The organism is Nonomuraea sp. KM88, assembly GCF_052245635.1.
Classification (GTDB): domain Bacteria; phylum Actinomycetota; class Actinomycetes; order Streptosporangiales; family Streptosporangiaceae; genus Nonomuraea.
In genome coordinates this window covers 86,473-104,581 of sequence record NZ_JBQQCC010000014.1, presented here as the reverse complement: position 1 = coordinate 104,581, position 18,109 = coordinate 86,473, and the positions used below count along the sequence as shown (strand labels likewise).

The following is an 18,109-nucleotide window of genomic DNA, read 5'->3' as shown; positions in this document are numbered from 1 at the left end:
ATTTGGCGTCCTCAGGATTGCTCGGTGAGGGCGTCGGGTAGTCGTGCGCCATGGACATCACCCTGAAGGTGAACGGCACACCCCACGCGGTCGACGTCGACCCGCGGATGTCGCTGCTCGATCTGCTGCGCGAGCGGCTGGGGCTGATCGGCGCCAAGAAGGGCTGCGACCACGGGCAGTGCGGCGCGTGCACGGTCCTCATCGACGGGCGGCGGGCCAACGCGTGCCTCGCGCTGGCGGTCGCCGTGGACGGCTGCGAGGTCGTCACCGTCGAAGGACTGGCCGAGGGGGACGACCTGCATCCGCTGCAGGCGGCCTTCATGGAACACGACGCGTTCCAGTGCGGCTACTGCACGCCGGGCCAGCTCTGCTCGGCCGTGGCCATGCTGGGCGAGCCGGGGCCGAGCGCCGTCACCGGCGATGTCGCGCTCGATCCAGAGCTGACGCCCGAGGAGATCAGGGAACGGATGAGCGGCAACCTGTGCAGATGCGGCGCCTACGTCAACATCGTCAAGGCGATCGCCGAGGCCGCCCCGTGAAGCGCTTCGAGTACGCCCGCCCCGGCAGCCCGTCCGACGCCGTGCGCCGGTTCCGGCCCGGCACCATGTACCTCGGCGGCGGCACCAACCTGGTCGACCTCATGCGGCTCGGCGTGGCCGAGCCCGACCAGCTGGTGGACGTCAGCCGGCTGCCTCTCGACGTGATCGAGCCGGTCGGCGACCGGCTCCGCGTGGGCGCGGCCGTGCGCAACACCGATCTCGCCGCCGACCCGCTCGTGCGCACCCGCTACCCGATGCTCGCGCGGGCGGTGCTGGCCGGGGCGTCCGGGCAGGTGCGCAACATGGCGACCGTGGCCGGCAACCTGCTGCAACGCACCCGCTGCGCCTACTTCCAGGACGTGAGCAGGCCGTGCAACAAGCGCCGGCCGGGCTCCGGCTGCCCGGCCATCGAAGGCGACCACGGCAACCTGGCCGTGCTCGGCGCCTCCGGCGCGTGCGTGGCCACCCACCCGTCGGACATGGCGGTCGCGCTGGCCGCGCTGGACGCCGAGGTGCACGTCACCGGACAGGGAGGCGACCGGATCATTCCCATGCCCGGGCTGCACCGCCTGCCGGGCGACGAGCCGGAACGCGACACGGTGCTGGAACCCGGCGACCTGATCACGGCCGTGGAGCTGCCCGCGCCGCCGCCGGGAGCCTCCGCGTACCGGAAGGTGCGCGAGCGGGCGTCGTTCGCGTTCGCGCTCGTGTCCATCGCCGCCTCGCTCGACGTCGGCTCCGACGGCGTCGTGAGCGACTGCCGCATCGCGCTCGGCAGCGTGGCCCACGTCCCGTGGCGTGCCACGCGCGCCGAGCGGCTGCTGATCGGCGGGCCCGCCACCGGCGCGGCGTTCCTGGAGGCCGCGGAGGCCGAGCTCGAGCAGGCCCGCCCGCTGCCGCGCAACGCCTACAAGCTGCCGCTGGCCAGAAACCTGATCGTCGCGACCCTCGAGGAGCTGGCACCGTGAACCGCGTCGAGGGCCGCGTCAAGGTCACCGGGCTGGCCACGTACGCGGCCGAATACCCGGTCGAAGCCGTCGCCTACGCCTATCCCGTGCAGTCGCTGGTCGCCAAGGGCCGCATCGTCCGCGTCCACGACGCCGGGGCCCGCGAGATGCCCGGTGTGCTGGCCGTGCTGTCCTGCGAGGACCCGCCCCCGCTGGCCGAGGACGCCGACGCCGAGCTGGCGCTCTTCCAGAGCCGCGACGTCGCCTACCGCGGCCAGATCGTCGCCGCCGTCGTCGCCGACACCTACGAGAACGCCCGAGCCGCCGCCGCGGCCGTGCGCGTCGAGTACGAGCCGGACGACCACGACGTCGCCCTGCGCACCGATCATCCCGGCTTCTACCGGCCGGACGTCGTCAACCCCAACTACCCGTCCGACACCGTGAAGGGCGACGTCGAGGCGGGCCTCGCCGGCGCCGCCGCGAGCGTGGACGTGACCTACTCGACCCCTGTCCTGCACAACAACCCGATGGAGCCGCACGCCGCGGTGGCCGTGTGGGACCCCGAGGGCAGGCTGCTGGTCTACGACAGCACGCAGGGCGCGTCCCCCGACCGCGACACCATCGCGCAGACGTTCGGCCTGCCGCGGGAGGACGTGCGCGTGGTGTCCAGGCACGTCGGCGGCGGCTTCGGGGCGAAGGGCTCCACCAGGCCGCACGCCGTGCTCGCCGCCCTGGCGGCCAGGGCCGCGGGCCGCCCGGTCAAGATCGCGCTGACCCGGCAGCAGATGTTCGACGTCACCGGCTACCGCACGCCGACGATCCAGCGGCTGCGGCTCGGCGCGGACGCCGGCGGCCGGCTCACGGCGGTGGAGCACGTGGCGTACGAGCAGAGCTCGACGCTGGTGGAGTTCGCCGAGCAGACCGCGACCCCGGCCCGCGTCATGTACGCCACGCCCGCGCTGCGCACCGCGCACCGGCTGGTCCGGCTGGACGTGGCCACCCCGTCGTGGATGCGCGCGCCGGGGGAGTGCCCCGGCATGTACGCGCTCGAGTCCGCCATGGACGAGCTCGCCTGCGCCCTCGGCATGGACCCCGTCGAGCTGCGCGTCGTCAACGACGCCGACGCCGAGCCGGAGGGCGGGCTGCCGTTCAGCTCCCGCAACCTCGTCATGTGCCTGCGCGAGGGCGCCCGCCGCTTCGGCTGGCGGCACCGCGACCCCGAGCCCGGCGTCAGGCGCGAGGGGGAGTGGCTGGTCGGCACCGGCGTGGCCGCCTCCACCTATCCGTCCAGGCGCCGCCCGGCCAGCGCGTTCGTCTTCGTGCGCGACGGTGACTACGTCGTCCAGGTGGCCGCCGCCGACATCGGCACCGGCGCCCGTACCACGCTGGCCAGGATCGCCGCGGACACGCTCGGCGTCCCACCCGATCAGGTGCACGTCGAGCTCGGCGACAGCGACCTGCCGGAGGCGCCCGTCGCCGGCGGCTCCATGGGCACGGCCTCGTGGGGGTCGGCCGTCGTACGGGCCTGCGAGGAGCTCATGAACGGCGACGGCAAGGAGGGCCGGGCCGACACCACCGGCGAGGTCGGGAACGACGCGCAGCTGGCCAGGCACGCCTTCGGCGCGCAGTTCGCCGAGGTCAGGGTCAGCTCCGTGACCGGCGAGATCCGCGTGCCGCGCCTGCTCGGCGTCTTCGCCGCCGGGCGCATCGTGGAGCCCAAGCTGGCCAGGTCGCAGTTCGTCGGCGGGATGACCATGGGCCTCGGGATGGCGCTGATGGAGGAGACGCTCACCGACGAGGAGTTCGGCGGGTTCCTGCGCAGGGACCTGGCGCAGTATCACGTGCCCGCCTGCGCGGACGTGCCGCACGTCGAGGCGGTCTGGCTGGACGAGCAGGACGGCGAGCTCAACCCGATGGGCAGCAAGGGCATCGGCGAGATCGGCATCGTCGGCACGGCCGCGGCCATCGGCAACGCCGTGCACCACGCGACCGGCCATCGTGTGCGCGACCTGCCCATTACGCCGGTCAAGGTTCTGTCAAGGTTTTAGCCGCCGCGCCGGAGGAAGGAGAGGGGCCGCGCGTCACGGGTGGGAGGGTGCGGTGAAAGAGGAGTCGCACGGGGAGCGGGCGGATCGGAACTTCGTCGAGCTCCTGCAGGGAGCCCGAGTGGCGGTGACCGGGGTGCAGGTGCTGTTCGCGTTCCTGCTGACGGTGCCGTTCTCACCCGGGTTCACCCGGATCGACCGGGCCGACCAGTGGCTCTACTACGCGGCGCTGGTCAGCGCCGCCCTCGCGTCCATCTGGTACATCGCGCCGACCGCGCAGCACCGCGTGCTGTTCCGGCAGGGGCGCAAGGAGACGCTGGTACGCCGCTCCAACCGTTCCGGCCTGGCCGGCGCGCTCGCCCTGGCCGTGTCCATGACCACGGCCACGATGTTCGTGATCGACCACCTGTTCGATGCCGTGCTGGCGGGGGCCACCGCGGGCGTGCTGGCCCTGCTGGCGTTGTGGACCTGGTTCGGCCAGCCGGCGCTGACCAGGTCGGATCAGTCGCCGGGCGGCGCCGTCGAGCCGTCGTCGGGCGGCGCCGACGACCCCCGGGCATAGGACGCCCTGGCCACCATGTAGGCCGCCACCGCCACGGTGATCACCTGGGAGATCCCGGCCAGCAGCAGCGGGCCGGCGGTCGCCCACGTGGGCCGGTGCAGCCACATGGCGAACAGCACCAGCAGCACGCCCAGCACCTGCGGTTTCGTGCCGGCGTGCATACGATCCAGCGTGGTGCGGAACCGTACGAGGCCGATGCCGGCCGCCAGCGCCAGCACCGACCCCAGCAGCAGGAAGGCCGCCGCCGCCACGTCGAGCGCGCTCACCGCGACCTCCCCGAGAAGAAGCGGGCCAGCGACACCGAGCCGACGAACCCCAGCAGCGACAGCACCAGCAGGATCGGCAGGTCCGAGTAGTCGTCCATGACCACCGCGAACGCCCCCGCGCCGCACATCGCCATGGCCGTCAGCACGTCCAGGGCCACGGCCCGGTCGAGCATCGAGGGCCCGCGCCACAGCCGGAAGAGCGTGGCGGCCGCCCCGCAGCCGAGCAGGCCGATCGCCACCAGGTACACCGCCTTCACCGCAGCTCCTCCCTGTCGGCCCGGGTGCCGAAGGCCTCCACTATGCGCCTCTCCAGCGCGGTGATGTCCGCCCGCACGGCCTCGGTGACCTCGCCTGGGAGCCCCAGCACGTGCACCGCCACCTCGTGTTCCTCGGGGTAGAGCTCCGCCACCAGGCTGCCGGGCACGGAGGTGATCGCGACCATGGTCAGGACGACCATGGACTCCGACGAGGTGCGCAGCCGCACGCGGACGACCTGCGTCGGCGGCGGGCCCGGGTGGACCACCCAGTACACGACCCGCAGGGTCGAGACCACCCCCTCCGCGGCGAACCAGAGCAGGAACCGCACCAGGCCGGCCGGGTTCACCCTGATGCCGGGGTCCACGGCGGGCAGCGGCAGCAGCCAGGTCACCACGGCTCCGGCGGCCAGCCCGCCCAGCAGGTTGCCGGCGCTGACGTCCCCCCACAACGCCGTCCACACGAGCGTCAGCCAGGCGACCAGCGGCAGCGGCACCCGCCTGCCGAACACCCGCGGCGCCAGCACGTTCAGGTTCACCGTTGCCTCCCCAGGACCGCCGAGATGTACGGCTCGCGCGCCATCAGTTCGCTCGCCGCCCGCTCGGCCAGCGCCGACAGCGGCCCGGCGAGCACTGTGAACGACAGGCCGAGCGCCACCAGTGCCGTCACCGACGCGGTCAGGGCCGCCGGCAGCGACGTCGTGGTCACCATCGGGTCCTCGCCGGTGTCCTCCTCGCTCTCCACCACCGTGCCCACCCGCTCGGCGCGCGAAGCGCTCCAGAACGCCCTGTTCCAGGCCTTGGCGAGGGCGTACAGCGTGAGCAGGCTCGTGACGAGGCTCGCGGCCACCAGCATGCCCGCCTGCCAGCCGCCGGCCGCCAGCCCGGCCTGCACCAGCAGCAGCTTGCCCAGGAAGCCCGACATGGGCGGGATGCCCGACAGGTTCATGGCCGGCACGAAGAACAGCACCGCGATCAGCGGCGTGGCCTTCATCAGGCCGCCGAGCCTGATCACCGACGTCGTGCCGAGACGCCGCTCGATCATCCCCGTCACCAGGAACAGGCTCGTCTGCACGGTGATGTGGTGCACCACGTAGAAGATCGCGCCGGACAGCCCGGCCCGCGTGGACAACCCCACGCCGAACACCATGTAGCCGATGTGGCTGACCAGCGTGAACGAGAGCATGCGCTTGAGGTCGGTCTGCGCGACCGCGCCCAGCACGCCCACCAGCATGGTGGCCAGCGCCAGCCACATCAGCAGCGTCGACACCGGGCCGCCGGGGAACAGCAGCGCCTCCAGCCTGATGATCGAGTAAACGCCGACCTTGGTGAGCAGGCCGGCGAACACGGCCGTGGCCGGAGTCGGCGCGGTCGGGTAGGAGTCGGGCAGCCACGCCGACATGGGGAAGATCGCCGCCTTGATCGCGAACGCCAGCAGCAGCGTCAGCTCCACCAGCAGCTTCACCTGCTCGGGCAGCGGCGGGAACCGCTCGGCGAGCTGCGCCAGCACCAGCGTCCCCGTCGCCCCGTAGGTGATCGCCAGCGCCACCAGGAACAACATGGACGAGGCCAGGGCCATCAGCGTGTACGTCGCGCCGGCCCGGATCCTGGCCTCGGTGCCGCCGAACGTGAGCAGCACGTACGAGCCGCTCAGCAGCAGCTCGAACGCCACGAACAGGTTGAACAGGTCGCCGGACAGGAACGCGTCCGCCACCCCGGCAACCATCACGAGGAAGGCCGGATGGAAGATCGCCATGGGAGCGTCGTGCTCCTGCTCGTCGTAGGCGTTGGCGACCGAGTACACCATCACGCAGAACGTCACCGCCGACGAGATCACCAGCACCAGGGTCGAGAGCCGGTCGGCGACCAGGCAGATGCCGATCGGCGACGGCCACCCGCCCAACTCGGTGACCAGCGGGCCGCGCGACTCGGCCGCCACCAGCAGCACCACGGACACGGCGAGCGACAGGCCGAGGGTGACGAGGCTGATGACCGACTGCAGCCGTCGCAGCCGGCCGCCGATGGCCAGTTTCACCCCGGCGGCCAGCAGCGGCAGCAGCACCGGCACGCAGATGAGGCTCTCCACGGGCAGGGACGGCACCACGCTCAGCCCTCTTCCGCGTCGAAGCGGCGGTCCATCAGTCGTCCCCCTCCAGGTCGGGGTCCTGCGCGAGGGCCTGGCGCTCGCGCTCCTCCCTGATGGCCGCCCGCATCTGCCTGCGCGCCTCGCGCTGCCGCACCCGCAACCTCCTGCGCAGTTCCTTCACCTCGGCCGCCTGGGCCGCCCGCCGGCGGACGTGCTCGTCACGCAACTCCTCGATGCGTGCGAGGTTGTCCTCCGCCCGCGCCTCCTCCCGCAGCCCGGCCTCCTCGAAGCGCCGGTGCAGATCCTCCTCCGACAGTCCCTGCTCCCGTCCCAGGCGCATCCACTCCTCGAGCTCCTCGTACACCCGGGCCAGGCGCTGCTCCAGGTCGGCCTCCTGCAGCCGCTCCCGTTCGGCCTGCTCGGTCTGCAGGTTCGCCAGCTCGGCCCGCTGCCGCACGACCAGCCGGCGGTAGTCGTCCACCCTGCGGCGCACCGCGTCGCCCAGCTCGCCCCGCCGCGAGCGCAGCCGTACGCGCCGGTCCTCGGTGTCGTCCTGCACCTCGTCGGACCCCGTCAGCTGCCACGTCCTGTGCACCATGGCCAGCAGGAACGCCGTCACGCCCATGGTGATCACGATGGCGGTGAGCACCATCGCCTGCGGCAGCGGATCGGCCATCCTGGCGGGCGGCGTGAACCCCAGGATGGGCGGGCCGCCGGCGCTGCTCCCCGCCGTGACGATCAGCAGGTTCACGCCGTTGCCGAGGACGATGACGCCGGCGAGCGCGCGTACCAGGCTCCGCTCCAGCAGCAGCGTCACGCCCGTCGTGATCATCACGAGGCAGGCCAGGAACGGCGCCAGGGAGACGGTCACGCGCCCTCCTCGGCGTCGATCTGCCGGTCCAGCTCGGCGCCCAGGCCGCGCAGCACGTCCTGCACCATGCCGATCACCGACAGGTATATGCCGAGGTCGAACAGCAGCCCGGTGGACAGGTGCACGTGCCCGACGAGCGGCACGCTCACGTCCGTGGCCAGCATGTCCAGCGCCGCCGAGCCGAACAGCAGCCCGATCAGCGCCGTGCCCGCCGACAGCGTCAGCCCGGCGCCCATCAGCACGCCCGCGTGCACCGGCACCGCCACGGCCAGCTCGTTCCGCCCGCCGGCCAGGTAGCGCACGGCGATCGCCAGCCCGGCCACGATGCCGCCGGCGAACCCGCCGCCGACCCCGCTGTGCCCGACGAACAGCAGGAACACCGAGAGCAGCAGCACCGTGTGGAACGTCAGCCTGGCCACCACGTCGAACGCCAGCACCCGCTGCCCGCGCGGAAGCGTGGAGGCCAGCCAGTGCGGCTCCGCCGGCGGATGCTCCGCCTCCACCGGCTCGATCCGGTACGACCTGCGCCGCAGGAACACCAGGCTCGTCAGGCCCAGGGTCAGCACGACGAGCACCGTGCTCTCGCCCAGGGTGTCCCAGGCGCGGATGTCGACGATCAGCGCGGTGACGACGTTGCGCGCGCCCGCCTCGCCGGCCGCCATCGCCATGTGCGCGCCGACCGGCACGACGTCGCGCGCGCTGCTCGCCAGCATGCCCGCGCCGGAGAGGACCACCCCCACGGCCAGCCCGAGCCCGATCCTGACCGGGAACGGCAGCCGCCCCCTGCCCGGGTCGATCGGCAGCCGCCGCAGCACCAGGGCGAAGACCACCAGGAGCAGCGTCTCGGCCAGGAACTGGGTGAGCGCCAGGTCGGGCGAACCGTGCACGAGGAACAGCAGCGCGGTCCCGTACCCCAGCATGCCGACGACGACGGCCAGGAAGATGGAGGCGCGGGCGAGCAGCGCCAGCACGGCCGTCGCCGCGACCAGCGCGGTGATGACGGGCTGCTCCGTCCGCTGCCAGGCGACGACCGGCACGTCCAGGCGCGGCGCGCCTCCGTAGGCGAGGGAGAACACGCCGACGCCGACCGTGGCCAGCATGGTGAGCATCAGGTAGTCGGGCACCGAGCCGCGCTGCACGAAGCCGGTCAGCTGGATGGCGAAGCGGTCGAGCCCACGCAGGATGATCCAGAAGACCTGGCTGGAGTCCAGCGCGGGCAGCACCGCCCTCGCCCTGGCCACCGGCTCCCTGGCCGCGAACAGCAGCACGCCGGCCGCCAGCGCCGCGGCCGACAGCAGCAGCGGCAGGCCGAACCCGCTCCACACCACCAGGTGGGTCTCGTGGCCGGGATCGCGGAAGGCCTCCGTGTAGGCCGACATCGCGCTCGCGTACCAGGAGGCCGCCGGCGCCAGCGCCAGCCCCAGCACCGACAGCAGCGCGGTGGGGACGAACATGGCCGCGGGCACGCGGTGCACCGGCCGCGCCGGCACGCCCGGCTTGGCGGCGAACGCCCCCCACAGGAAGCGCAGCGTGTACGCCGCCGTCAGCGCCGACCCGGCCACCACGCCCGCCAGCGCGAACGGCGCGTCCAGCAGCGCCTCCAGCGCCGCCTCCTTGGCGGCGAACCCGGCCAGCGGCGGCAGACCCGCCATCGACGCCCCCGCGAGCACCGCCGCCGCGCACACCCAGGGCATCGCCCGGCCCACCCCGCTGAGCTCGCCCGTCTCGCGGCTGCCCGCCGCGTGGTCGACGATGCCCACCACGAGGAACAGGGCCGCCTTGAACAGCGCGTGCGCCACCAGCATGGCGACCCCGGCCAGCGCGGTCGCCCGCGTTCCCGCGCCGAAGAGCGCCACGAGGAAGCCCAGCTGGCTGACCGTGCCGTAGGCCAGCAGCCGCTTGAGATCCGTCTCGCGCAGCGCCCGCCAGCCACCGAGCACCATCGTGACCAGCCCGAGTGGCACGGCCACCGCCCGCCACAGCGCCACGTCGCCGAACGCCGGGCCGAGCCTGGCCACCAGGTACACGCCCGCCTTCACCATGGCCGCCGCGTGCAGGTACGCCGACACAGGCGTGGGCGCGGCCATCGCGGCGGGCAGCCACGTGCTGAACGGGAAGATCGCCGACTTGGCCAGCGCCCCCGTCAGCACCAGCACCAGCGCGACCGGCCCGGCCGCCGGGGGATCGGCCGCGATCGACGACACCCGGTACGTGCCCGCGGCCTGACCGATCAGCACGAACCCCGCCAGCATGCACAGCCCGCCGAACGTGGTGATCGTCAGCGCCTTCATCGCCGCCTGCCTGCTCGCCCGGCTCACCGGGTCGTAGCCGATCAGCAGGTACGAGAAGACGGTGGTCAGCTCCCAGAACACGTACAGCAGGAGCAGGTTGTCGGCCGTCACCAGCCCCAGCATCGACCCGGCGAAGGCCACCATCACGCCGCCGTAGCGGCCGAGCCCGTCGTCGTCCGCCGGCAGGTACGCGGCGCTGTAACCCAGCACCAGCACGCCGACGCCCGTCACCAGCGCCATCATCACCACGGCCAGCGGGTCGGCGCGGAAGTCCAGCTCCAGCTGCATCACCGGCGACCACGTGGTGGCCTCCCGCGCGGGCAGCCCCCGCACCGCGACCCAGAGCGTGTAGACGAAGGCGGCGGCCGGCGGCACGGCCAGCACGGTGAAGGAGGCGCGTCCCATGCGGGCGGCCAGCCAGGGGGCGCAGATCGCCGCCACCGCGTGGAGGACCAGCAGCAGCTCCATGGGCTCCTCGGGCGGGAAATTCCGGTTACGTCCGCCCAATCTCTCCCGCCGTGCCCCCGCCGCCGCGCAGGCACGGCCGGGGTTGACCCGAACCTCACCACTCCCACACCCGGGGGTGGGACGGCGCCGTCAACGCTGCGGCGCCTCCGAGCACCGGGACGCCGTACGCCTGCCGGCGACAGTAGCCGTCAGCGCGTTCAGCCGGCGTCGTCGACGCGCCGGCGCACCTCGTCGGCCAGCTGGCCGAGTGACCGGTCGAGCAGCTCGCGCACCTCGTCGGCATGGGCCCCCGAGCCGGGCTCGTCGAGCAGCGAGATGTGCACGGTCACCTCGCTCGCGCCGCTCGCCGCGTCGGAGACCTGCAGCCAGCCGGCGTAGCGGGGATGGTCGCGCCCGCCCCACTCCACACGCAGCTGCTCGTCCGAGGCCCGGAACAACCCTTCGTGCGGGCCTGGGCCGGGCACCAGGTCGCCGCCCGCCTCCACGGTGCCGGGGCCGCTGCCGGTCACCGTCAGGCCCTGCGGCAGCCACCTGTCCATGATCTCCACGTCGGACGCGACGCCGTACACGATCATGCTGTCGGCCGGCATGCCGCGCGTCGCCTCGAACTCCGCCATGACACCCCCCGGCACACTCCCCGGTCAATGCTCCCGCCGTACCCGTGTGATGTGCGGGCAAACAGCCGCCGGTCCGCCGGGTCCTGCCGCTACCTTTGCTGTCGGCTCGAGTCGTGCGGGTGTGTCGCGGGGAGGGGAGCGGGGCGATGGCGGAGTTGCCACGGGTGCCGCCGGAGATGTTCCGGTTCACCACCACCGAGCGGGCCGACCTGCACACCGCCGTCCTCTGCGCCTTCGGCGAGGCCGCCGAACGGCTCGAGACGGCGCTGACCTCGGAAGAGGTGCGCGAGCGGCTGCGATCGGTCGGATGGTACGCCCCGGTCGCCGACCACGACCTGTCCGGCACGCTCAAGCAGCTGGCCGGCTGGGGGCTGCTCGACGTGATCTTCAACCACGCCGGCGGTTTCGCCACCGCCGAGGAGTACGAGCGCAGGAACCTGCACTATGCGCTGACCAGGCGCGGGGAGGCGGCGCTCGCCGGGCTGCGGCACGCGATGGCGACGCTGGGCTCGGCAGGCGCCTTGCAGACCGCGGTGCTCGACGCCATCGCCGAGCGGCTGGGGGAGCTGGACATCCTGCTGCGCGACCCCGATCCGGGGCACAATCGGCGCATCTTCACCGGCCTGCGGGAGCTGGAGGGGCATCTCGACGGGCTGCGCGCCGGCACCAGGCGGTTCAACGGCGACCTGCAGCGGCTGCTGCGCCTCGAAGGCGCCGATCTCGCCACGTTCCACGAGGTCAAGTCCGCCATGGTGACCTATCTGCAGGAGTTCGCCACCCACCTGGAGCAGCGTGGCGATGCCGTCGCCGCCGCCCTGGAGAAGGTCGAGGAGCACGGAGTCGGCGTGCTGCACGCACGGGCGCTCGACGGCGCCGACCTGCCGAGGACGCCCGGCGCCGACCACGCCACCCCGTGGCTGGCGGAGCGGGCGGCCAGGTGGGACGGGCTGCGGTCGTGGTTCGCCCACCACGACGGCGCCGCCGACAGCGCCGACAGCAGGGCCGACCGCAGCGCCGACCGCAGCGCCGACCGCGGGGCCGGGGAGCGGGTCGTGCCGCGGGTGCGGCAGCTGCACGACGTGGCCAGGCAGGCGATCGTGGCGCTGTTGCAGGTGCTCGACCGGATCACCGACTCCCGCCGCCGCTCCTCCAGCGCCGCCGCCGACTTCCGCACGCTGGCCCGCTGGTTCGCCACCGCGCCCGCCGAGCACGACGCGCACCGGCTGTGGGACGCGGCGTTCGGGCTCGGCTCCGCCCGGCACGCGCACCTCGGGCACCCCGACGCCGAGCTGATCCCCTCGGGGGTTCCCTGGGCGGAGGCCGAGCCCGTGGAGGTGTCGGCGCTGCTGCGCTCGCGCGGCCGCACCGAGCGGATGGGCCGCACGGGCAGGGTCCGCGACGTGGCCGAGCTGCGGGCCGGGCGCCGGTCGCGGGCCGAGAAGGAGCGCGCCGAGCTGGAGACCGCATGGGCGGCGCTGGCCACCACAGGCGCGATGCGGCTGTCGCAGCTGGGGGAGCTGGACCACGAGGCGTTCGGGCGGCTGCTCGACCTGCTCGGCCGGGCCCTCGCCGAACGCCCCGACGCGACCGGCCTCCGGCGGGCCGTCACCTCCGACGGGCGGGTCGAGATCGTGCTCAGGACGCCCGGCGACGGAGCCGTCGCGGTGCTGCGCACCTCCGAAGGGTGGTTCCGCGGTCCCGACTACCTCATCGACGTACGCGCGCCCGGCGACTCCCGCGCCGCCGCGCCCGCCGGTGAGCACCGGGTGGGCGCATGAGCACCCTCGCCAACCAGCTCGTCAGGGCCGAGAAGGAGGAGATCGCGCGGGCGATCAGGACCCTCCTCGGCCGGCCGCTGGTGTCCCGGCGGAGCGACCCCGCCGCCTTCGACCTGATCAGGAAACGCCGCCAGCCGCTCATCCAGTGGTTCGACTACTTCTGCGGCTGGCGGCTGGTCGTGGAGCCGCGCCAGGGTTACGCCCGCCTGGTCAAGGTCAGGACCGAGCCGAGCGCCACCCGGCCCGCCCGCCGCCGCCGCGCCACCAGGGCGCCCTTCGACCGCCGCCGCTACACCCTGTTCTGCCTGTGCGCGGCCGAGCTGCTCACCTCGCCGGTCACCACGATCGGCATGCTCGCCCAGCGGGTCGTGCAGGCGGCCGCCGTCGAGGCGGACGTGCCCGTGTTCGACCCGGTCAAGGCGGCCGAGCGGGCCGCCCTCGTCGACGCCCTCAAGCTGCTCGAACACCTCGGCGCGATCGCCGTCATGGACGGCGCGACCGACTCCTACCTGGACGACGAGGACGCCAAGGTGCTCTACCGGGTCGACACCACCCGCGTGATCAGGTTGCTCGCCGCGCCCGTGCCGCCGTCGAGGATCGCTGCCGGGGAGACGCGCCCCGGCACGCTCGCCGAGCTCACCGCGGCGCTCGTCGCCGAGTCCCGCTACGGCGCCGACGAGCCGACCGAGACCCAGCGCACGCTCAGGGCCCGCCACTCGCTCATCCGCCGGCTGCTCGACGAGCCCGTCGTCTACCGCGCCGACCTGACCTCCGCCGAGTCCGGCTACGCCGCCTCGCTCACCGGCCGCCGGATCCTGCGCCGCGCCGCCGAGGAGGCCGGCTTCGTGCTCGAAGAGCGCGCCGAGGGGTTCCTGCTCATCGACCCCGACGGCACCGCCACCGACACCCGGTTCCCCGACGACGGCAGCCACGCCAAGGTGGCCGCCCTGCTGCTGCTCGACCTGCTCGTCTCGGCCGGGCCCATCACCGCCCGGCGGCTCCACGCCGAGGCGGGCGGGCTGCTGCGCCGCTTCCCGCAGTGGGCGAAGGCGTACCAGTCCGACGGTGGCGGGGTGCGGCTGGCCGCCGACGCCCTTGAGGTGCTCACGATGTTCGGGCTGGCCCGCCGCACGGGTGACCGGGTCGCCGCGCTGCCCGCCGCGGCCCGCTACCGGGTCGACCGCGGCACGGCCGTCCAGGAGGATGCATGACAGTCACCGAGCTCACGCCCTCGCGCACCGCGCAGGCCGGGGAGGACCGCTGGGTTCCCGTACGCGCGGGGATCCTCAACGTGTGGCGCTACCACGACGAGGTCTTCGAGTTCCACCGGGGGCGGCTGCTGCTGCGCGGGCCCAACGGCAGCGGCAAGTCCAAGGTCCTCGAGCTGCTGCTGCCGTACCTGCTCGACGCCAGCCTCAAGCCGAGCAGGCTGTCGACGTTCGGCGGCACAGAACGCACCATGCACTGGAACCTCATGGGCGACGGCGCCGCCGGCGCCACCCGGGTCGGCTACGTGTGGATCGAGTTCCGGCACTCCGGCGGACGCTGGTTCACCTGCGGCGCCCGGCTGCAGGCCACCGTCCACACCAAGAACGTCACCGCCGCCTACTTCACGACCGAGTCCCGCGTCGGCGCCCCCGACGGCATCCTGCTCAGCGGCGAGAGCGGCCAGCCGCTGACCAAGGCCCAGCTCGCCGAGGAGCTCGGCGCCTCGGGCACGGTGCACGAGTCCGCCGACGCCTACCGCGCCGTCGTGCGCCGCACCCTCTACCGAGGACTCAACGAGCAGCGCTACGACTCGTTGCTCACCGCGCTGCGCCAGCTCCGCACCCCCAAGCTGTCCGAACGCCTCGACCCCGGACTGCTGTCGGAGCTGCTGTCCAGCGCGCTGCCGCCGCTCGGCGAGGGCGAGATCCATGAGATCGCGGAGGGCTTCGAGCGGCTCGACCGGCAGCGCGAGGAGCTGCGGCTGCTCGACCGCGACGTGGAGGAGGCCGACCGGCTGGCCGCCAGGCAGCGCGGGTACGCCCAGCGCGTCCTGCGGGCCGCCGCCGCGGCCGTGACGTCCGCCGGCCGGACACTGGACGCGCTGGCGGCCGAGGTCCGGGCCAAGCGGGAGGCGCTCGAGGAGGCCGAGGGCGAGCTGGACGCCGCCACCGTGCGGCTGGCGGAGGAGGAGTCGCAGGAGCTGGCGCTGGCCGCCCAGATCGAGGGGCTCAAGGAGAGCGAGGCGTACCAGGCCGGTGGCGAGCTGCACCGGCTGCGTACGGAGGCGCAGGCCGCGCACGAGTCGGCGGCCCGGCTGCGTGACCAGGCCGGTGCGGCGGCCCGCGCCTCCTCCGCCAAGGAGGAGCTGGCCGCCCTGGCCCGGGACGGCGCCCGCACGGCCGCCGCGCTGGCCGGCCGCGCCAGGGGCGAGGCCCGCAGGGCGGCCGAACGCGCCGGCCTGCTCGGCGTCCACGAGGAGAGCGCACGCGCCGCCGCCCACGACGCCCGAGCGGAGCTCGAGGAGGGGCCTGACGGCGAGGCGGCCGGCGCTCCGCCGGGCGGGCCGGACGGCGAGGAGGACGTGCGCAGGGCGCGGGAGCTGCTGCGCGCCGCCGTGTCCAGCAGGGCCGCCCAGATCCGGGAGGTCAGGGCGGGTGCCGCGGAACACCACGAGGCGATCGATCGCCGCTCCACCGCCGAGCAGGAACGCGACGGCGCCAGGGATGACCTCGCCGCCGCGAGGGCCGCCCACGAGCAGGCCGAGCGCCTGCGCGACGAGCGGGCCCGTGACCTGGCCACGGCCCTGGCCGAGTGGGCCGGCGGCTGCACCCAGCTCAAGCTCGACCCCGGCGAGGCGGCCGACCTGGCCGACCGGTTCGAGCAGGCGGACGAGCTGGTCGGCGCCGCCCGCACCGCGGCGGCCGTCCGCCACGCCGCCCGCGAGCAGCACCTGACGGGACTGCGCGACCGGCTGGTCGCCGAGCGCGCCGATCTGACCAAGGAGCGCGAGCGCCTCAACGACCAGACCGTCCTGTCGCCCTCCGCCCCGCCCACCCGTACCGCGAGCCGGCAGGGCCGCCCCGGCGCGCCGCTGTGGCGGGCCGTGGCGTTCAGGTCGGGGCTCGACCCGGTCGCCCAGGCGGGCGTGGAGGCCGCGCTCGAAGCGGCCGGCCTGCTCGACCTGTGGCTGCTGCCCGACGGCGGGTTCGACGCGGGCGAGCACGACGCCTTCGCCGTGGCCTCGCTGGCCAGGCCCGCGCCCGGCTACAGCCTCGCCCACGTGCTGTTCACGGAGGCGGACTCGCCGGTGCCCGCCGACACCGTGCTGTCCGGCATCGCGTTCGCGCCCAGCGCGATCGGCGTCGACCATCCGGCGGTCATCGGCGCCGACGGCACCTGGCGGCTCGGCCTCGCGGCGGGCCGCTGGGTCAAGCCCGAGCCCTCCTACATCGGCGCCACCGCCCGCGAGCGGGCCAGGCGCCGCCGCGTCGCCGAGCTGGACGACCGGCTCGGCGAGCTCGCGGGCACGATCGCCGAGTGCGACCACCTGCTCGCCGTCGTCGAGGGCGACCGCGACACGCTCGCCGCCGAGTTGCGGCGCAGGCCCGACAGGACACCGTACGCCGAGGCGATCCAGGAGCTCGACGGCGCGGTACGAGGCGTCGCGTTGCTCGAGGACCGGCTCCACGCCTGCGAGCAGCGCCTGCACGAGCGCGAGCGGGACGTCGCCGCGTCGCTGCGGCGGCTCACCGAGCTGGCCGCGAGCCACGCGCTGCCCACGGGCGCGCCCGCGCTCGACAACCTGGAGGAGGCCCTGCGCGCCGCGGAGATGACCGGCACCGTCTGGCACGACCGGCGCGCCGCCGCCCGCACCGCCAGGGAACGCGCCGGGCACGCGCGCGAGACCGCCCGCGAATACCAGGCTCTGGCCGTGGCGGCCGTCGAACGCGCCGAGCAGGCCGCGGCCACCGCCGTCGTCCTGGCGGAGAAGCTGACCGCCGTCGAGTCCGCCGTCGGCGCCGAGCACCATCAGATGCTCGACCAACTCCAGGAGACCCAGGCCGCCTACCAGGCCTGCCGCCGGCTCATCAAGTCGGTCAACGAGAGCCTGGCCAGGCTCAACGCCAGGCTCGGCCGGCTCAGGGGAGAGCTCGGCACGGCGGAGGAGAAGCACGCCGAGGCGGGGCGGACGCGCGACGAGGCGTGCGAACGGTTCCGGCGGCTGGCGGCCGGGCACCTGCCGGCGGACGCGCGGGTGACGGCCGAGCCGCCCGCGGGCGCCGGGGCCAGGGCGGTGCTGGAGTCGGCCAGGACCGTCGCCGAGCAGCTGGCGGCCGTGCCGTACGAGCAGAAGCACGTCAGGGAGGCCGAGGCACGGCTGCAGGACGCCTTCCACCACGCCAGGGAGGTCCTCGCCGGCCGGGCCGACCTGGAGCTGGCGCCCGACGACGACGTGCAGATGCTGACCGCAACCGTCAGCGGGGTGCGGGCGGGTGCCGCGGCTCTCAGCGCGGCCCTGCGCAAGGAGCGCGACGGGCGGCGCTCCGACATCACCGAGGCGGAGCGCGACCTGTTCGACCGGACGCTGGCCGGCGACACGCGCCGGCACCTGGCCGACCGCATCAGGCAGGCGGGTGCGCTGGTCGAGGGCATGAACCAGCGCCTCGAACGGGTCCGCACCGCCTCGCGGGTGGCCGTGCGGCTGGTGTGGCAGGTCGATCCCGCCCAGTCGCCCGGCACCCGCGCCGCCCGCGACCTGCTGCTGCGCGATCCCGCCGGGTTGAGCGAGGCCGACAAGGAGGCCCTCTACGTCTTCTTCAGGGACCGCGTGGAGGAGGCGCGGGCCGACAACTCGTCGGCGAGCTGGGAGGACCAGCTCATGAAGGTGCTCGACTACACCTCCTGGCACCGTTTCGTGGTCAGGCTCGAGCGGGGCGACGGGCAGGGCTGGCAGGATCTGACCAGGAAACTGCACGGGGCGCTGTCCGGCGGGGAGAAGGCCATCGCCCTGCACCTGCCGCTGTTCGCCGCCGTGGCCGCGCACTACCAGACCGATCCGGGGTGCCCGCGCTTCATCCTGCTCGACGAGGTGTTCGTGGGGGTCGACAGGACCAACCGGGGACAGGTGTTCGACCTGCTGGTGGACCTGGGGCTGGACCTGGTGCTCACGTCCGACCACGAGTGGTGCGAATATCGGGAACTGGACGGGATCGCGATCCACCAGCTCATCACGGGAGACGGCGACGACGCGGTGACCACGGCCCGGTTCGTCTGGAACGGCTACCGTACGCTGCCCGCCGAATGACCGTCCTCGCACCAGCGAGGTCCGGGCCGGACACGGATTCGCAACAATGTGTGCCGTCACGGATTCCCATCCGTGCGGAAACAGCTTACCGT

The 18,109-nt window shown here is 74.0% G+C and carries 14 protein-coding genes; 7 read left to right on the top strand and 7 right to left on the bottom strand.

From position 1 onward, the window contains the following. Positions 1 to 50: 50 nt before the first annotated feature. The 4 genes from ACTWPV_RS34515 to ACTWPV_RS34500 are packed head-to-tail and all read left to right on the top strand — an operon-like array spanning position 51 to position 4,093. On the top strand, positions 51 to 539 hold the full coding sequence (locus tag ACTWPV_RS34515; RefSeq protein WP_347647442.1) for a (2Fe-2S)-binding protein: 489 nt from the start codon (positions 51 to 53) through the stop codon (positions 537 to 539). Then, complete coding sequence (locus ACTWPV_RS34510) at positions 536 to 1,507, top strand: FAD binding domain-containing protein (RefSeq protein WP_443154971.1); 972 nt, start codon at positions 536 to 538, stop codon at positions 1,505 to 1,507. The genes ACTWPV_RS34515 and ACTWPV_RS34510 overlap by 4 nt, the downstream gene beginning before the upstream one ends. Continuing rightward, the gene (locus ACTWPV_RS34505) at positions 1,504 to 3,534 is read left to right on the top strand and encodes a xanthine dehydrogenase family protein molybdopterin-binding subunit (protein WP_443154970.1); all 2,031 of its coding nucleotides are present in this window, start codon (positions 1,504 to 1,506) and stop codon (positions 3,532 to 3,534) included. The genes ACTWPV_RS34510 and ACTWPV_RS34505 overlap by 4 nt, the downstream gene beginning before the upstream one ends. Before the next feature lie 52 nt (positions 3,535 to 3,586). Then, positions 3,587 to 4,093, top strand: a complete 507-nt coding sequence (locus ACTWPV_RS34500; protein WP_443154969.1) for a DUF6328 family protein — start codon at positions 3,587 to 3,589, stop codon at positions 4,091 to 4,093. On the opposite strand, the gene ACTWPV_RS34495 is transcribed toward ACTWPV_RS34500, so the two are convergent. The 7 genes from ACTWPV_RS34495 to ACTWPV_RS34465 form a co-directional block, all read right to left on the bottom strand. Then, a complete protein-coding gene (locus ACTWPV_RS34495; RefSeq protein WP_347647446.1) occupies positions 4,033 to 4,359 on the bottom strand; it encodes a cation:proton antiporter in 327 nt (108 codons plus the stop codon). The two genes, ACTWPV_RS34500 and ACTWPV_RS34495, sit on opposite strands and share 61 nt — an antisense overlap. Then, positions 4,356 to 4,616, bottom strand: coding sequence for a monovalent cation/H+ antiporter complex subunit F (locus tag ACTWPV_RS34490; RefSeq protein ID WP_347619116.1), 261 nt, complete (start codon positions 4,614 to 4,616; stop codon positions 4,356 to 4,358). Before ACTWPV_RS34490 ends, ACTWPV_RS34495 begins: the two co-directional genes overlap by 4 nt. After that, positions 4,613 to 5,152 carry a Na+/H+ antiporter subunit E gene (locus tag ACTWPV_RS34485; RefSeq protein WP_443154968.1) on the bottom strand — a complete coding sequence of 180 codons (540 nt, stop codon included), beginning with the start codon at positions 5,150 to 5,152 and terminating at the stop codon, positions 4,613 to 4,615. The genes ACTWPV_RS34490 and ACTWPV_RS34485 overlap by 4 nt, the downstream gene beginning before the upstream one ends. After that, on the bottom strand, positions 5,149 to 6,717 hold the full coding sequence (locus ACTWPV_RS34480; RefSeq protein ID WP_443154967.1) for a Na+/H+ antiporter subunit D: 1,569 nt from the start codon (positions 6,715 to 6,717) through the stop codon (positions 5,149 to 5,151). The genes ACTWPV_RS34485 and ACTWPV_RS34480 overlap by 4 nt, the downstream gene beginning before the upstream one ends. Positions 6,718 to 6,751: 34 nt before the next feature. After that, entirely contained in the window at positions 6,752 to 7,570 is an 819-nt protein-coding gene (locus ACTWPV_RS34475) for a Na(+)/H(+) antiporter subunit C (RefSeq protein WP_443154966.1), read from the bottom strand. Further along, positions 7,567 to 10,329: a Na+/H+ antiporter subunit A gene (locus ACTWPV_RS34470; RefSeq protein ID WP_443154965.1), complete on the bottom strand. Its 2,763-nt coding sequence runs from the start codon at positions 10,327 to 10,329 to the stop codon at positions 7,567 to 7,569. The genes ACTWPV_RS34475 and ACTWPV_RS34470 overlap by 4 nt, the downstream gene beginning before the upstream one ends. Before the next feature lie 197 nt (positions 10,330 to 10,526). Beyond that, positions 10,527 to 10,946, bottom strand: coding sequence for an SRPBCC family protein (locus ACTWPV_RS34465; RefSeq protein WP_443154964.1), 420 nt, complete (start codon positions 10,944 to 10,946; stop codon positions 10,527 to 10,529). Between the two features lie 146 nt (positions 10,947 to 11,092). On the opposite strand from ACTWPV_RS34465, the gene ACTWPV_RS34460 reads away from it, so the two are divergent. The 3 genes from ACTWPV_RS34460 to ACTWPV_RS34450 are packed head-to-tail and all read left to right on the top strand — an operon-like array spanning position 11,093 to position 18,017. After that, positions 11,093 to 12,724 carry a TIGR02677 family protein gene (locus tag ACTWPV_RS34460; protein ID WP_443154963.1) on the top strand — a complete coding sequence of 544 codons (1,632 nt, stop codon included), beginning with the start codon at positions 11,093 to 11,095 and terminating at the stop codon, positions 12,722 to 12,724. Beyond that, complete coding sequence (locus ACTWPV_RS34455) at positions 12,721 to 13,935, top strand: TIGR02678 family protein (protein ID WP_443154962.1); 1,215 nt, start codon at positions 12,721 to 12,723, stop codon at positions 13,933 to 13,935. The genes ACTWPV_RS34460 and ACTWPV_RS34455 overlap by 4 nt, the downstream gene beginning before the upstream one ends. Further along, positions 13,932 to 18,017: a TIGR02680 family protein gene (locus ACTWPV_RS34450; RefSeq protein ID WP_443154961.1), complete on the top strand. Its 4,086-nt coding sequence runs from the start codon at positions 13,932 to 13,934 to the stop codon at positions 18,015 to 18,017. Before ACTWPV_RS34455 ends, ACTWPV_RS34450 begins: the two co-directional genes overlap by 4 nt. The last annotated feature ends 92 nt before the right edge of the window (positions 18,018 to 18,109 follow it).

Coding starts and splice junctions, on each gene's coding strand:
- ACTWPV_RS34450 (WP_443154961.1), top strand. CDS start 13,932: ATGACAGTCACCGAGCTCACGCCCTCGCGCACCGCGCAGGCCGGGGAG.
- ACTWPV_RS34470 (WP_443154965.1), bottom strand. CDS start 10,329: ATGGAGCTGCTGCTGGTCCTCCACGCGGTGGCGGCGATCTGCGCCCCC.
- ACTWPV_RS34515 (WP_347647442.1), top strand. CDS start 51: ATGGACATCACCCTGAAGGTGAACGGCACACCCCACGCGGTCGACGTC.
- ACTWPV_RS34455 (WP_443154962.1), top strand. CDS start 12,721: ATGAGCACCCTCGCCAACCAGCTCGTCAGGGCCGAGAAGGAGGAGATC.
- ACTWPV_RS34460 (WP_443154963.1), top strand. CDS start 11,093: ATGGCGGAGTTGCCACGGGTGCCGCCGGAGATGTTCCGGTTCACCACC.
- ACTWPV_RS34465 (WP_443154964.1), bottom strand. CDS start 10,946: ATGGCGGAGTTCGAGGCGACGCGCGGCATGCCGGCCGACAGCATGATC.